17 protein-coding genes are annotated in these 15103 nt (G+C 65.0%); 10 read left to right on the top strand and 7 right to left on the bottom strand.

Annotated features, from left to right (window positions below):
* The first annotated feature begins 83 nt into the window (after positions 1–83).
* Entirely contained in the window at positions 84–449 is a 366-nt protein-coding gene (locus ACW9TB_RS01960) for a hypothetical protein (protein ID WP_472746155.1), read from the top strand.
* Between the two features lie 289 nt (positions 450–738).
* Here the strand turns inward: ACW9TB_RS01960 and ACW9TB_RS01955 are convergent, their stop codons facing one another.
* Positions 739–1107 (bottom strand): hypothetical protein, encoded by a 369-nt coding sequence (locus ACW9TB_RS01955; protein WP_472746154.1) that lies wholly within the window; start codon positions 1105–1107, stop codon positions 739–741.
* Positions 1108–1141: 34 nt separating this feature from the next.
* Between ACW9TB_RS01955 and ACW9TB_RS01950 the strand changes: the two genes are divergently transcribed.
* Positions 1142–1366 carry a hypothetical protein gene (locus ACW9TB_RS01950; RefSeq protein WP_472746153.1) on the top strand — a complete coding sequence of 75 codons (225 nt, stop codon included), beginning with the start codon at positions 1142–1144 and terminating at the stop codon, positions 1364–1366.
* Between the two features lie 61 nt (positions 1367–1427).
* Here the strand turns inward: ACW9TB_RS01950 and ACW9TB_RS01945 are convergent, their stop codons facing one another.
* On the bottom strand, positions 1428–1619 hold the full coding sequence (locus ACW9TB_RS01945) for a hypothetical protein (RefSeq protein WP_472746152.1): 192 nt from the start codon (positions 1617–1619) through the stop codon (positions 1428–1430).
* 277 nt (positions 1620–1896) lie between these two features.
* On the opposite strand from ACW9TB_RS01945, the gene ACW9TB_RS01940 reads away from it, so the two are divergent.
* The 5 genes from ACW9TB_RS01940 (at position 1897) to ACW9TB_RS01920 (ending at position 6589) form a co-directional block, all read left to right on the top strand.
* Positions 1897–2373 (top strand): hypothetical protein, encoded by a 477-nt coding sequence (locus ACW9TB_RS01940; RefSeq protein ID WP_472746151.1) that lies wholly within the window; start codon positions 1897–1899, stop codon positions 2371–2373.
* Positions 2374–2375: 2 nt separating this feature from the next.
* The gene (locus ACW9TB_RS01935; RefSeq protein WP_472746150.1) at positions 2376–2540 is read left to right on the top strand and encodes an AAA family ATPase; all 165 of its coding nucleotides are present in this window, start codon (positions 2376–2378) and stop codon (positions 2538–2540) included.
* Positions 2541–3051: 511 nt separating this feature from the next.
* Positions 3052–4221 carry a hypothetical protein gene (locus tag ACW9TB_RS01930; RefSeq protein WP_472746149.1) on the top strand — a complete coding sequence of 390 codons (1170 nt, stop codon included), beginning with the start codon at positions 3052–3054 and terminating at the stop codon, positions 4219–4221.
* 226 nt (positions 4222–4447) lie between these two features.
* A complete protein-coding gene (locus tag ACW9TB_RS01925) occupies positions 4448–5725 on the top strand; it encodes a YecA family protein (protein ID WP_472746148.1) in 1278 nt (425 codons plus the stop codon).
* Between the two features lie 420 nt (positions 5726–6145).
* Positions 6146–6589, top strand: coding sequence for a hypothetical protein (locus tag ACW9TB_RS01920; RefSeq protein ID WP_472746147.1), 444 nt, complete (start codon positions 6146–6148; stop codon positions 6587–6589).
* Between the two features lie 903 nt (positions 6590–7492).
* On the opposite strand, the gene ACW9TB_RS01915 is transcribed toward ACW9TB_RS01920, so the two are convergent.
* The 3 genes from ACW9TB_RS01915 to ACW9TB_RS01905 all read right to left on the bottom strand — a co-directional run bounded on the left by ACW9TB_RS01915 (position 7493) and on the right by ACW9TB_RS01905 (position 9564).
* Complete coding sequence (locus tag ACW9TB_RS01915; protein WP_472746146.1) at positions 7493–8131, bottom strand: hypothetical protein; 639 nt, start codon at positions 8129–8131, stop codon at positions 7493–7495.
* Positions 8132–8437: 306 nt separating this feature from the next.
* Complete coding sequence (locus ACW9TB_RS01910; protein WP_472746145.1) at positions 8438–8875, bottom strand: hypothetical protein; 438 nt, start codon at positions 8873–8875, stop codon at positions 8438–8440.
* On the bottom strand, positions 8872–9564 hold the full coding sequence (locus ACW9TB_RS01905) for a hypothetical protein (protein WP_472746144.1): 693 nt from the start codon (positions 9562–9564) through the stop codon (positions 8872–8874). Before ACW9TB_RS01905 ends, ACW9TB_RS01910 begins: the two co-directional genes overlap by 4 nt.
* 223 nt (positions 9565–9787) lie before the next feature.
* Between ACW9TB_RS01905 and ACW9TB_RS01900 the strand changes: the two genes are divergently transcribed.
* Entirely contained in the window at positions 9788–11068 is a 1281-nt protein-coding gene (locus ACW9TB_RS01900) for a transcriptional regulator (RefSeq protein ID WP_472746143.1), read from the top strand.
* Here the strand turns inward: ACW9TB_RS01900 and ACW9TB_RS01895 are convergent.
* On the bottom strand, positions 11049–11708 hold the full coding sequence (locus ACW9TB_RS01895; RefSeq protein ID WP_472746142.1) for an HAD family hydrolase: 660 nt from the start codon (positions 11706–11708) through the stop codon (positions 11049–11051). The two genes, ACW9TB_RS01900 and ACW9TB_RS01895, sit on opposite strands and share 20 nt — an antisense overlap.
* A 245-nt stretch (positions 11709–11953) precedes the next feature.
* A complete protein-coding gene (locus tag ACW9TB_RS01890; protein ID WP_472746141.1) occupies positions 11954–12877 on the bottom strand; it encodes an SLAC1 family transporter in 924 nt (307 codons plus the stop codon).
* A gap of 627 nt (positions 12878–13504) precedes the next feature.
* Between ACW9TB_RS01890 and ACW9TB_RS01885 the strand changes: the two genes are divergently transcribed.
* Complete coding sequence (locus ACW9TB_RS01885) at positions 13505–14035, top strand: VOC family protein (RefSeq protein ID WP_472746140.1); 531 nt, start codon at positions 13505–13507, stop codon at positions 14033–14035.
* A gap of 53 nt (positions 14036–14088) precedes the next feature.
* Positions 14089–14907, top strand: coding sequence for a MerR family transcriptional regulator (locus ACW9TB_RS01880; RefSeq protein WP_472746139.1), 819 nt, complete (start codon positions 14089–14091; stop codon positions 14905–14907).
* Positions 14908–15103: the final 196 nt, after the last annotated feature.

Genomic DNA, 15103 nt, shown 5'->3' with positions numbered 1-15103 from the left:
GGGTTGAAAACAATTTGTTAACGGGGATGCGCGCAAGAAGAAGCGCCTGGCGTACGTGGATCCCCCACATCGAAGGAGTCGAGATGCGCACAATCTGGAAGCGGGCGATGGCCGTCGGCGCCGTGTCGAGCCTGGTCATGCTCGGTATGGTCGGTCCGGCGCACGCCAGCAGCCACACCCAATCGAATAGCTGGGGCAAGGGATCGGTGTATATCGGCCACGGGGCGGTCCTCGTCTGCGATCAGAACGCCAACGACCGCGGGTTACGGATCGAGTACAAGTACGGCTCGAACAACACACTGGGCCAGCGGGGCGACTCCGACGGCGCCAACGGCATCTGCAAGGAGGCCACGGTGTCCGCGGCTATCAACGAGTTCCGCATCTGCGAGAGCAACACTGGCGGCGGCGGCGACCAGTGCAACAACTGGGAGAACATCGTCGGCCGCTGAGCTGATCATCCGGGGTACTTTGGGGTAGAGGAACAGCGGGCAGCCATTAGCGGTACAGACTGTTCGAGCAAGTCAGGGCGGACGCCTCATCCGGGACGAGCTCGCCACGCTCCCGGACGGCACCATTGGCACGTGAGGGAGTGGAGTCCGACCGACGGCGAACTTGTGCTCCTGCTGCTCGACGAACTCTCCATCGAAGACACGGGCCTGCCCTGGGGAGGCGATGACTCGCTGAACTGATACGCGGTCTACCGGGGCGGCCGGCCCAACAACCGGCCGCCCTGTCGGTTCAGGATTCGCCCCGTACCGCTGCTCGGTCGACGTCCGGGATCCGCACGCCCATGGTGAGCTCCACTTCCACGCTGTCCGCGTCGGCGAGGAAGTCGTGCTTGAAGCGGCGGCGCACCGTCTCCGCGGGCAGTCCCGCCGGGATCGCCCCGTCCTTGAACGCCTCGGCGGCCAGCGCGCGGCGCATGCTCTGCCGTAGGTGCTCGCGGTAGTCCTCCTGCTCCCATATCTCGATCGATACCAGCTGCTTCACGCTGAACGTCCGGTCGTAGGCGGACAGTGCCGCGGCGGCGATGTCGCGAGCCACCTCGTCGGTGAGGATCAAGCCGTGACCTGCAGCAGCTTGCTTGGCGGCCGTGACAGGGTTCATGTCCTCATCCTAGGGAGCGAGGCATCATGGAGGCGTGGACGAGTGGACGATCGAGGACGCCGCGGCGCTGCTCCACCCCGAGATGACCGCCGCCGAGATCCGCGCGATGGTCGATCTGTTCGGCCTCGCACCGACCGGCGCCCGCCGTACCGGGCGCCGGGGCCGGCCCGCCCCGACCTACGACGCGACCGTCCTGCAACGCGCCCACGCGACGGTTGTGCGCGCCAGTGTTGACCTTGAACGAATTAAGGCCGCATAATTCGGCCTAGAGAAGTGTGCCCAAACCCGGCCCGGGAGTCGGGTTTCGGCGTCTTCGGGGGTTATTGGAACAGGCCCAGACTCGCGATGATCAACAAGTTGAGCGTCACCGTTCCGGCGAAAGCCACGCCACCCTTGCTGACTGCGGCATGGGTTTCAGCTCCGCTCATCTTCGCCAGGAAGCCGGCGAATTGGGCGGCAATGATCCCGAGCAGGATGGCGACGGTGACGAGAAGGCCCTTCAGGGGGGTCATGCTCTCTCGGCTCACTTTCGTTAACGAAGGGCGAGCCGGACGAACGAGGGGTTCGTACACGACTCGACCGCATGGAAATAAGACATTGCGATCGGACGCGTAGGAACCGGACCCCACCGTTCCATCTACGTGTCACGTGACCTAGTCCAAGGGTGGAGCCCTGGACTAGCAAAGACGTGGTCAATTATTGCACCTGGCTTTGCGGCGTCGTGACAGGAAGCGCCTCCCCGAGGGAATATTGCGCTGGTTCTGCTGACTGCTGCTGAGAGAGACGCGTATGGCCAGGAGCAAGGGCAGGACAGGCCGCCCCTACCGGCGGGCCCGCGCCCAAGTCCTCGCGCTCAGCCGCGTGTGCTGGCTCTGCGGCCACGACGGCGCCACCGACGCCGACCACGACCCGCCCCTCAAGACCCTCGAAGCCCTCGGCCTCAACCCCTCGGACCCCCGCAACATGAAGCCGGCCCACGGCGTGAACGGGTGCCCGACTTGTCGGCGGAAGTGCAACCAGTCCAAGGGTGCCAAGACAGTGCTCCCCGCTCCGAAGAGCTTCCGGGGCCTGGTGATGGCGAACTTCTATCTGCTGCCAGTTCACGCCAGGCTGGTACTTCCGGGACGCCAGGGCGTGGCGAAGGACGACGGGCACGACCACGATATGGACTGCTGCTGGGCCTGCTTCCACGAGAACCGTGCACACACCGGCTACCCCCAGGAGTCCGACTGTGACAAGGACTGCCCAGCATCACGGAAGAGGTGATCATGGCGCTCATCGTGGTCACCGGCCCACCCGCAGGAGGCAAGTCCACATGGGTTCGTGAACACGCTCGACCGGGCGACATCGTCGTGGACTACGACCTCCTCGTCACAGCCCTCACAACCCCAGGCGCGAGCGCCCACGACCACACCAGACCCGTCAGGACGTGACGTTCCGAGCCCGCTCAGCAGCCATCAGAGAAGCGCTCAAGTTGGCGTTGACCTGTTTTGATGGACACCTGATTTCTGCGGAGGAAGCGCTGTACAGCAACCGGTACAGCAACGCCGCCTTACAGGATCACCCTCCACCGGCCCGCAACCACCGCCTGAGCAGGGCGAGATGCCCCTGACGAGGTATCTGCCTTTCCCTACGGATCAAAAGGTCGTATGTGCTCGGATCGCGATTGGGTGAGCACGTGAAGGGTGTACGTCAGACCGACGAAGTGCACGTCTGCAGGATCCATTGCCGCGTACTCCCGCGCCAGCATGTCGATCAGGTCGAGCTGCGCTGTGACCGGTTTCCTCGCTGGCCCCCTCCAAGGGCAGCGTCATAAGGATAGGTAGCTGAGCAGCGATGTGCGCCGCCAGCCGAAGCGCCACCGACTCAGGCAGCGGAACATTCCGCAGCTTACCCCGAACATCGGGCGGCGGATTCGGCCCGCATGTGTGCATGCTTATCCGTATGAACTCACTCTCCGGAGAGGCCGAAGCAGGCGAGCGCCTGAAGCAGACAGCGTTGCGTGACTTCGAGTCGATTCCCGAGGATGGACACAAGCAACGAGGAACGACCTACAAACTGCACCTGAGCCGGAACGACGTACCGGTTCCGTCCCTGTTCAAGTATGCGCTCACGCTCATCGGACTCACGGCTTACGGACCTGGTGAGAAAGTCGAATGGTGGGTTAACTTCACCTACCGGGGCGAGTGGTGTGAGCTCGCGCATCAGAAATTCGGGTTGCGGCTCTACCTGCACACCGAAAAGCCTGAAGAGGAAGCGCGCAAGACCCAGGTTCAGATCGTCAAGAAGCTCCGGTCCTCCATGCGCACGGTCGAAAAGTTGATTGTGGATGCGGCGCCCGAACTGCTCGGCAAAGGAAACGCCACCGTTGCGAACCAGCATCGGTCGCTTCGGCGTGCCTATGAGTACTTCCGCGAACGTGCCATTGCCCCTGTATTCATCGAGGATGAGCACATCGCGCACGAACCGATCGAGGGCGTAACAGCGGGCCAGTGGTACTCCTTCACAAGTGGAAAGGCCCAGATGCAGATGAACGCTTTCCACGACATGATCGCGGCGATCTCGGCGTACCTTAGTCTGCTGGAGCACGACTTGGTATTAGCTCTGGCGTTCCATGGCTTCGATCCGGGTCGGGACAACCTCACCGATGTGATCGGGTCACGATGGGGCGAAAAGTTCGACCGGATTCTCGGCAAAGACCGCGATGCCGCCCGCTGCCGGCAGCGGCTCACGGACGTTGTCGAACGATGGCGTAATCCCTACTCTCACGGCGGCTTTGAAAAAGGCCATGGCGCAACCATCTACCTGCACACGCCGGGGGTGAACGCAGCGATACCGATCGGCCTGACCAATGTGCGCAGCAGTCCTCTGTTCTCTCTTATGCCAGCATCTGAGACCGACATCACGCAGGTGTTCGAACTTTTCGATGAAATTGACGCGTGGCTGAAGTCAAAGCTTCCCGAGGGGATGCGGTGGATCGACTCGGGGCTGGACGTCCGCTTCGACGAGTCTTTTCGTGCGCTGCTCGCTCAGGCTCGGCAGGAGGGCGATTTCGTGGGTTTCCTGGAGTTCTTCGAGTACCAGCAGGCGATGATCGACAACATGGATTACTGAGCCGCACCCTGAGCGCGAGCGTGCTCCCTTTGTGGACCCCTGACCCGCAGCGGTTTAGGTTGAACCAACCGGGACGACCATAGTTCGAGCTCGATGTGTGGCTCTGGTCGTGCAAACATCACGAGCATCAGACCTTGAAGGAAGAGTACGACTTACTCTCATGAACGATGATCAAGGGCGCAAAATTCATACGGAACGAGCTCCGGTGGTGGAGACAATGCTCCGCATGAGCTCCGAGACCTCAGGAGCGAAAGCCGAACGTCAGACTCAGCTGATCGCCGCTCAGCTTGGCGTTGCGGACTTTGTATACACGCAACCAGTTGTCCACGAGAGATCGTCCACCAACGAAGTGGGGGACGGCCTTCTCATCGTCGGGGAGCGCGGAGCCGTCCTCCAGGTCAAGAGTCGCGAACCGAATGTCGGTTTGCGAGACTCGCAGGTCAAAGCCGAGAGCTCGGTACGGAAGTTTATCGACGCAGCAGCCAGGCAGGGAAGCGGTAGCAAGCGAACGATCCAGAAGTATCAAAGACTAGGCTGTCCGCTTCAGGCGATCCCTGTCAGGGCGTTCGAATTTTCTGAGGAGATTCGGGAGACGTTCGCCCTCGAACTATCTGCAGACTGCGACAAGTGGCCGACCATCGTGGTCGTGGATCATCCCCAGAACCCGCAGTTCACCATCACTCCTCCGCCCGGTGTCTTCTGCATCTCGCTGAGTGACTGGAGAGAACTACTTCAGCATGTTCGCTCCGTGACGGCTGTACTGCTCTACGTCGAGCGGGTTATGGGCTCGCCCCTCACCACAGTGTTCGGTGCGGAGCATCTCCGCTTCGCGAAGATCTGTAAGGCAGATCGACTCAGCGCGCGATCACCTACGTCTCAACCATGGTTCTCCCTCGCAGCCCTTGAAGATCCTCTCGGCGTAGAGCTTTACCGAGACATGATCGCTAAGGTCTGGCACGGCCAGTTCCGCGGTCCGCGCCCCGCGCTTACTCCTGAAGAGGTACGCCTCATCATGGCTTTCCTTGATGATGCTCCTATCTCTCATCAAGCTCTGGTAGGCAGGTGGACCCTCCGCAAGCGGGATGAGATTCAGGGAAATGCGCGGACGGCAAGTGGCAGCTCTGTCTTCCAAAACCGTCTCTTCGTCTACATGTGCAGTTCCGCTGATACATGGGGCGATTACGACGCATGGGTCGCAGAACTCGGTACTCTCACGGTGGTGCGACTGCTCCACTGGCGCGAGTCTAGAGGGGGCTCAGCATCGGCCCTTGGCATTGGTGTCCGAGAGGTCGACGGTGGAGTCGAGTACACATACCTTTACACGTCAAAACCAGTCGCCGTTCCAGTCGATATACGCGCTCACATTGAATGGAAGTACGGCGTGGCCAATTTCGCCGATGGGCATAATCGGCCAATGAAACCCGGACGCAATGACCCCTGCCCCTGCGGCAGCAGATCCAAGTTCAAACGCTGCCATGGTGCCCCTGATCGGCGAGAAGCCTGACACGATCTAGAGACGGTGTCTTGGTGATCGAATTGTGTCGTCAGTCGGAGCGCGGTGCTTTAAGGTCTTCCATTATTTGCAGATCATGGAGGTTCGAGGCCGTTCTGGGAGGACCACACACCCATCTGATCTGCACTGAACATAGCGGGAAGACCCAAGTCCGATCCACGACCGTAGGCGCCCGGCCGGGCCTGATGACCTGATCTGACTTCCGGTTGTCCTCCAGCTCGGCGACCGTGCGTGTGACCTCCGCCTCAGCCTTGGCCATCCAATGATGCCGATCAGGAGAGCCATCCGGCTTGGTGCCCACAGTCACCCAGCCGTGCCAATAGCCATCGTGTGAACCAAGCGCACAAATCGACGGGCTGCACATGGCTTGTAAGCGGTGCGGATGGCAGGCCACATGGTTAGGATCGCTCCATGCGCGCCCTCGATGAGATTGAGTACCAGCAGGCGGTATATGAAAAGGCCGCCCGATTCCGGTCAGCTTTAGAACAGGGTGGCCTTCAATTACGCAGCCTCGCCGGTTTCCCGCGCGGTTCATGCGGCGACACCTGCGAAATGCTCGGCCAGTTCCTAATTGACTCCGAGCTAGGCGACTGGTCCTACCGATCCGGGGTACGTTTCAATCCGTTCTTTACGCACGCTTGGCTTGAACGCAATGGTTTGCTACTTGACATCACCGCAGACCAGTTCGATGAGGTCTCAAAGCCTGTCCTGCTCACCGAGGATCGAGGCTGGCACCTGCAGTTCGCCAACGACTGCAGCCCCCGAGTCGCAAGCCTTCAGTGGTTCGCGAATCACGACTACCGTGTGGCGGCACATGCCGACTACCAGCTGCTCAGGAAGCGTGCGGAAGCGTGACTCTAGAGTTACCCACGCCTCGTCGCGGCAGCTGCGGTCAGGCGAAGAAGTCGACATGGCAGCCGAGCTGTAACCGCTGGCGATACGCATCGCTTGTCAGTATCAGCAATGACTGACTGCTTTAGCCATGCCTCATCTCCGAGGCCCTTTTTACGGCGCCGCTACCCGACGAGTACGGGCCACTGTGGGTCCAGGTGGAACTGATCTGAATGGGCAAGATCAGAGTTGCTAACGCGGATGCTAACAACGGTCGTGGACGATCATGGACGGCAGTGGAATCCACAGGTCGGAGTGGCCTGTTTGAACTGGTGTTTTCTGTCAAGGGTGGATGGTGGTGGACGACCTTGACCTTGCTGCGGATCAGAAGGTTGGGGTTTCGAGTGCCTCCGGCCGCACACGTTTGACCAAGGCGTTCCTTGATCATCAAGGAACGCCTTGATCATTTTGTAGCAACGCGCTCACGACGCCTCTTTCCCCTGCTTTGTCCGTCGCGCCGTCAGGTCGGCCAAGACCCCGTCCATGCTGTCGGCCGCACCTCGCTTCACCTCCTCCAGCAGATGCACATAGATGTCGGACGTTGTCGCCTGCCGAGTGTGCCGCACATGTCGCTCTCCTTCTTGGTCATGAGGAGTGGGCGATGCCCTCGCCTGGGGGCGAGTTAGGTGGGGCTGGCACTCGCGATCGGCTGTTCAGTGGAACGTCCCTGAGACGCCGTCCGGCCGCGTCTGACCTCACGGCAGCCCCTGATAGCGCTTCACCCGCAGGGGCTTCTTCGGTGGAGAGGGTGGGCTGTCTTACTCAGTCGTACAGAGGCACGTGACTTCCTTTCCATCCACGATGACGACTCCGGTGTCGCCGCAATTGCCGCAGTAGGGCATTTCTTCTCCTCTGGTAGGTCGTGGATCATGCCTCTTGGCCCCGATCGACAGGCTGGAGGTCCTGGAACTGGACGATGAGCTGGGTGGCCAGCGCCCGGTTCAGCAGGTGGGGTTCGTCCAGGCTGACGGGGGTCTGGTGATGGGTCTCCACCACCCGGCCGTCGTCGTTTTGGCCGTACAGGTTGGCCAGTACTCCGACTGGGGAGTAGTCGCCGACCGTGCAAACGACCGGCGCCTCTCGCCGCAGGTAGGGGCAGGAGACCAGCGCCTCGACGACGTGCGCCTTGCAGGTGGGCGGGTGAGCGGTGGGCCAGGGTGACCGGAAGCCGCCGACCAAGGAGGAAGGCAAAATCCAGTAGACGCGCCCGGTGCCGGGATCGGTGGCCGATTTCCCGCATACCCGGCACAGCCGTTTCAGCATGCACCGGCGTTGCCGCAGCGTGTGAACCATGTTCCACAGGACCTTCCCCTCCCGCGCTGTGCCGCAGCGAGCCCACAGCGCCCCGAACATCCACTCCCGCGGGTGTGCGTCACGGTAGGTCAGCTGGGGTGATCCATCCGCCCACTCGAAGGCCAGCGGCAGATCCAGGCTCTCCTCGGCGTACGGTGTGATGTAGGGCTTGCGAGGTTGTAGGGCGCTCAATGCTTCGGCGTGCTTCTTCACCGCCGCCTCGCTGCGTCTTTGGACATGCCGGGGGGTGGGACTCGTTCGCCTGGCCCTATGGGCAGCACTCGGGGGTGAGGAACGAGCCCCAGGGCCAGAAGCGGCGGTGGTGAGATCCGCTGCAGTTCGACTTCGATCTGCTGCATGAGGTCCCACAGTTCGGCGGCGCTTTTGGCGTGGATGATGTGGCACGCGCGTGGGTCGGCGCACTGCCATGCCTCGAAGCGTCGATGCCGCAGGCTCCACATGACCAACCAGGTAGGCGCGTACTGCTGCACCTGCCGGGCGGCGCGGGCGGCATCGACGTCATTGCGGGACAACATAGCTGGCCAGGAGGACATCGGTCAGCAGCGGCAGCTCGCTTTCCAGCACGCTGGTGGCGGGGCGGGCGCGCAGGATCCGGTAATGCCCGGCGAGCTGCTCGGCGGCGACAGGCAGCGTCAGCTCGGAACTGAGCAGCGGACTACCGGAGTCGCCGCGCCCGGGGCCGGTCCACCAGAACGTCTCGCCGTCGGTGTAGGCGAGGAGCCCGAGGAAGACGGACACGATGGCGTTGCCGGAGGCGAGTTCGTGGACGTCGGCCTTGATGCCGTAGACGTTATCCAGGACGGCGACCAGGTCCTGGGCGCGCTGCGGGGCGGACAGCGGTGCGGTGGTCGACGGCGCGGCGGCGCATGCCTGGGAAGGGAGGTTGCCGCCGCGCCTGCTCATGGGGGTGTCGCCCTGCGACGGGGTCGCGTTCATGCCGCGACCTCCTGCCGCCAGGACTCGTACCGTCGGGGTGGAGGGGGGTCCGGGGAGTGGCCCCGGCCGAGGGCGACGGCGGCCCCCGGCCGGAGGGTCTGGTGGTCGAGGAGGGCGAGCGGCGGCCGGGTGGTCGGCTGTCCGCTGCTCGGGAGTGTGGCGCTGTTCTCGTGCGCGCGGGCCGCGGTGCGGGCCCGGCGGCGGGCGAGAGAATCGCGGGCGAGCGCCAGGCGGACCGCGCGGTCCTGGCGTTTCTCGACCGGCCGGGGTGCGGGGCGTCGGCCGTCGTCGCGTCGCGGCGGCGCGGTGGCGGCGTGGCGTGTTGCGGGGCGGGGAGTCCGCTTGGGCAGCGGCGTCGGCGTGGCGGGCGCGACCGGCCCGGTTTCGGACGGGTCGGGGCGGCGCTGCGCGGGGACCAGGGGGATCATCTCGGCGGGCGCCACGGCGATGGGCTGCTTGACGAGAGGGAAGGGGGATGGGCCGGTGCGGCGGCGCGCGTCGAGGCGCTCGGCCATCAGGACGCCGGTCGGCGGCACGTACTCGTGGGCGACGCTTTGGCCGGGGCAGCCGTGAGCGTAGGGCGCGTGTCCGCAGTCGGCGCAGCCCATCGGCAGCGGCGGGCTTTCGGCGAAACAGCCACAGCCGCTCGCCGTGGTCCGGTCGAGAACCGGAGCACTAGGGTTGTTCACGGGTCAGGACTCGCTTCCTGATCAAGAGCCGTCCGGTCGTGTGCAGCGCCGGGCGGCTCGTTTTGTGGACGATGCAACTCGCTGTCTGTAATGCTGGGCTTACAACACAGCCTTCGGAAGGTCGTTAGTAGGACTTCTGTAGGACTTTCATGGGTCATTTAAGTATCACTCCTGTCCAAGGAGAGGTCTTTTAGGTACTCTAAAGTCCTTCGATGGATCGACCGTGGAGGCCGCCGTGCCCCGAGAGACAGGCAACGTCAAACTCAAAGCGGCTCGCCAGCACGCCGGATACGCCTCACAGCAGGCGCTGGCCGACGCCCTCGCTCGCGCCGGAGCCGAGCTCGGCGTGACCGACGCCGAGGTGAGCCTCCGGCAGGTGCGGCGCTGGGAGAGCGCCACTCCGCCATGGCCGCACGCCGTCCACCAGCGCCTGCTGGAGCACACGCTCGGGATGCCGGTCGGGCAGCTCGGGTTCACCCCGCCTTGGGGCGGCCAGTCCAGCCAGGCCGCGCCGATCCGGCCCGGAGGGATGGCCCACCCCGTTGTGCTGCCGCTGCCACAGCCGACCCCGACGACCGCGACGCAGCCCGCCGCGGTGGCGGTGGACTACGCGGCGGTGACCAGGGCGCACCGGCGGCTGTACTGGCGCGTTCAGCCGCCTCTGATCCGCTCCGCCGCAGTGGAGCACGCCCACTTCGGGACTCAGCTCCTGAGCGAGATGGGCGGCAGGCCACGCCGGGATCTCGCGGCGGCCCTGGCCGAGTCGCTGTTGCTGGTGGGACGCATCGAGTTCTTTGATCTGCGGCAGCCGACCGAGGCGGATGGCAAGTTCGTCGAGGCGCTGCAGGCGGCCGGTGCCGCCGATGAGCAACTGCTCGGTGCCGCGATCCTGGCGCACTCGGCGTTCGTGCCCGGGTGGTCGGGGGACCGGGACGGTGCGGCCGAGCGCCTTCGCGCTGCCCGCGCTTATGCGCGCCGTGCGGATGCGGTGCCCGCCTTGTTCACCGCGTGGCTGTACGCGGTGGAAGCCGAATGCGAGACGCGATGCGGCAAGCACCGGGAGGCGCTGCGGGCCGTCGGCCATGCCGAGGACGCCCTGGTTGGCAATGACGAGACCCCGATGCCGGAGTGGTTCGACTGGTTCTCGCCGATCCGGCTGGCCGCCTTCAAGGGCAACACCCAGCTCAGGGCCGGACATCTACCTCAAGCCCGGCAGACCCTGCTGCAGGCCCTGGAGAACCTGCCCGAGGAGCACAGAAAGCAGCGCACCGTCGTGCTCGGGGACCTGGCCGCGGTCGCCGCAGCCGAAGGGGATCCGGAGGCTGCCTGTGCTCGCGCCGTCGAGGCGCTCGCCCAGCTGTCGATTACCTGGTACGCGACGGGCATGGAGCGGATCCGCGAGGTGAGGCGAGTCTTGGAGCCGTGGAACGATCTCGACTGCGTCACGCGGCTGGATGATCAGCTGTACGAGTGGCGTACGACCCTCATCGCGCTGCAGCGTTGAACGCGCGAACCTCGCCGACCAGTTCGGCCAGGGAGTTGATACGTAGCGAGGCGCGGGCGGTGTCCGGGTCGGCCTGCTGGATCACTCCCCACGGGCCGCGCCGGATCAGCGCCGTGTGCATCCCGGCCGCGACCGCCGGGAGGATGTCGTTGTCCAGGCGGTCGCCGACGTAGAGGATCTCGTGGGCCTCGAAGGGGACAACCTCGGCGACCCGCATGAAGAATTCCGGGTCCGGCTTGGAGGCGCCCCAGTCGTCGGACGTCCCGATCAGGTCGACGTCGGCGGTGAACAACTCGCGCAGGATGCGGCCGGCGCGGACGGTCTGGTTGCCAGCGATCCCGAGCCAGAGCCCGTCGCCGCGCAGGGCGGCGAGGGCCGGGCGGACGTCGGCGTACAGGTCCTCCTCGCCGAAGGTCTCCGGCTTCCCGGCGCTGGCGCGCTTCTCGCGTTCCTCATAGAGGTTGAAGCCGGGCCGGAACACCTGGAACGCCTCGCGGTAGTCGAGGCCGCGGGCGATGGTCGCGCCGAAGACGGCGCTGAAGGTGTGGCGGGGGACGTTGAGCCAGTCGGCCCAGGTGCCGTATTCGCGGCTCTCGTCCACGAGGCACTCGCCGACGTCGAAGACCACAGCGCGGATCATGCCGGGAGCTTATGGGGGTTCCGGGTGCGTCGGCCAATCCGCCTGCGTGCTCAACATGTGGTGCGGCGGCGTACGCCTGGGAAGCGTGACCGCCACCGCGCCCGATCGCAGCGTATGTGAGGTGTACTGCCCCCGCCCATGTGAGGAAGTCTCTGAGCAGGCATTACGCCTTTTTGTTGTGTGCGGCCGGATTCTTCGTAGGGCGAGTGGATCCTCAGCTGTCGATTGGTGTGCCGTGCCTGTGGTTACCGGAGGTGGGGCAGGAATTTGTGGTGGGCGAGGGCGGTCGTTGTTTTGGCGGCTAGTACGGCGATGAAGGCTGTGATCGCGAGCAGTACGCACCAGGCCCACACCGTGTACCCGACAGGCTTTCCGTAGTTGATCCAGTGCAGGGCGAAGATGGCGACGGCGGAGTATGGGAACGCGAACGACCAGAACGCGGGGCCGAACGCCAGTCGGCGGTACACGGGGATCAGCCGGAGCTGGACGATGACGGCGAGCACGGTGAAGCCGCCGAACAGCAGGGCGACGGCGTCCACCTTGTCGTGGGTGATGGCCAGGTAGGCGAGGCCGCTGAGCGCGGGCGGCGCGACCTCGATGGCCAGGGTGGGCGTCAGTGGTGCGGGCAGGCGGGGGCGGAACAGTAGCCGGGCCATGATGACGGAGCCGATGAGCAGCCACGACACGAGGCCGATGCCCATGAACGCGTGGGCGACGGCGGTCCAGCCGGCGCGGGCGGCACCGATGGAGGCGATGAGTCCTCCGGCGACGGCGGGCAGGACGTAGCCGGAGTGCAGCCGGTCCAGGTCGAGTTCTTCGACGATCCACTGGCCGGTGATCCATCCGGCCAGGATGATCGTGGCGGCGGCGAAGATCGCGAACAGCCATCGGCCGACGGTGGGGGCGTGGGGCATCAGACCGGTCGCCAGGAGCATGCCGACGATCGGGATCAGCGACACGAACGGCGCCAGCACCGGATCGGCCAGTTCGGCACGCCAGCCGCCGGGTCGGCGCGGAACCTGGGACACGTAGCCGACGATGAGCACCAGCCACACGACGGCGGTGACGATGAACAGGATGTCGGCCACCAGCGCGGGCGCCACCCCCAGCATGGCCGCGTACCCCCAGCAGGTGGCCAGACCGGCCAGCCCGTAGGAGATTCCAAACATGTTCGGGGTGATCCCAGTCCGGGGCTGAGCTGTCCGCGTGTTCATCGAGCCCTCCACCGCGAATACCGGCGGCCGCGTTCCCTCCGCGCATTCGCTGACGCTGACCGCGGTCGTCTGGGTGACGTTGTGGCTCCGGCCGCCTGCTCCGTTCGACCTACCCCCGAAATCCATGCGCTTATCACATGCGTGATCCATGCCAGCCAAGATCATGCCGTCACCAGGTCATGGAAAGACCATGCGTCACCTGGCCGTACTGCGGCTCGGTCGACAGCATCGAGGACCTCGGTGACGTTGAAGCGCACGGTGTGATCATGCATACCGGCCGCACATATGCACGAAGGCTCCTGGGCAGGTTTTACGCCACCGAGGGTCTTTCGGATTTATGCCATTGGGCCTTCTCGGTTTCTTGATCGTTTCCTGATCGAGGTTCCGGACGTCCGTTCCCCGGTTTTGGTGAGGAGAGCGATTGCCGGTGGCGGTGTGGTTCTGAAAGTGATCACTGTCCGACTCCGTCCGCTACGCGAAGCCAAGCCGGGATGACCGAACGCCTCGGGCTGCCCGTAAGGGGATCTGTGACCAGATGGTCGTGGCGGCGTCGAGTTTGACCCTGACGTCGCGTAAGGCTTCATGGTGGGGCGCATGGCCGACTACTATCCCGCGTTTGAAATCAGTCCTGTTCCCACTCCCGCGCTTGACGCGGAGCCGCCCGAGGTTTACCGGGGCATCTACGGCATGCCGATGTTCGTCACGGTGCCGACGTCCGACCTGGCCGCGTCCGTCGACTTCTGGATTCGCGGGCTCGGCTTCATCGATCTGTTCACGATCCCCGGCAGGCTCACCCACCTTCGGCGGTGGGCGTTCCAGGACGTACTTCTTGTGCCGACGAGCGTGCCGACAGGCCAGCCCCCAGAGGCTCCCGAGGCGAGTGTCAGTTTCGCGTGCGTGCTGAGCCAGATCGACGAGATCGCGGCGGCCTGTGAGGAGGCGCTGCCCGGCTGCGTCACGGGACCGCGGCAGACCCCGTGGAACACGGTGGACCTGGAGGTCATCACGCCGGAGAAGACCCGGGTCGTGCTGACCGCGGCCCGCCCTCTCGATCCTCACAGCGCCGAAGCCCGAAATCTTGAAGCCGTGGGCTTCGAGATTCCGGGGGCCTGAGAACGACGGTTCCGACCCCGTCACCCCGCGTCGCGGCTGCCAGACTGGACAGCATGACGAACGGTGCCGCCGACGACGCCGTGACACCCGATGATCTCACCGTCGGGGCCACGGCGTCGCTCGTCGGCGTCACCGTCAGAACGCTTCACCACTGGGACGCGATAGGGCTCGTCCGTCCGTCCGAGCGCACCGTCGGCGGCTACCGGCTCTACTCGGCAGCCGACGTCGCCCGCATCCACAGGGTGCTCATCTACCGCGAACTCGGCCTGCCCCTCGACGGCATCGGCGAACTCCTCGACGCCCCGGCGGCCGACACGGCCGTGTCCCTGCGGCAACAGCGCGCGCAACTCGTCGAACGCATCTCTCGGCTGCAGGGGATGGTCAACGCGGTTGACCGCATGATCGAGGCCACACACGCCGGCCTCCTGCTCTCCGCCGAGGAACAGGTCGCGATCTTCGGCACGCACTGGCGGCCGTCATGGGTCGCCGAGGCCCGCGAACGCTGGGGTGACACGGCCCAGTGGGCGCAGTACGCCGAGCGTACGGCGGGCATGACAGCCGAGGACTGGCGGCGGGTCGCGGAGAGCGTCTCGGCTCTCAGCGATGACCTGGCCGCCGCGAAACGCGCGGGCGTCGGTCCCGGAAGCGCCGAGGGGAACACGCTCGCCGAGCGGCACCGAGCATCGATCGGCACCTATTTCTACTGCACTCATTCCATGCATGTGTGCCTGGGACGGACGTACGTCGCCGACCCCGGTTTCGCGGCCCACTACGACGCCATCGAGCCCGGCCTCACCCTGTGGCTACGCGACATCATCGACGCCAACGCCCGCGACCGGGGCATCGACCCCGAGGCCGCGACCTGGACCTGACGCGGCTCCCCGGCCCCGCTCATGCTCAAGGGGGCCGAGGCGAGGACCTCGAAAGGCTGCCAGCGGATCCCGAGGCGTTGAAAGCGTGGCTCGCCGGGCTGCGGGGGCGTGACAGCGCCATGTCCGCGTCCGAGCGGCGAGGTGACCCTCTCCTCTCACTTGTCACGCTGATCTCGGAGCTGCCGACGACGCCGGA

It is taken from the genome of Streptosporangium sp. H13245 (genome assembly GCF_055690525.1).
This window is presented reverse-complemented; position numbering and strand designations above follow the sequence as displayed.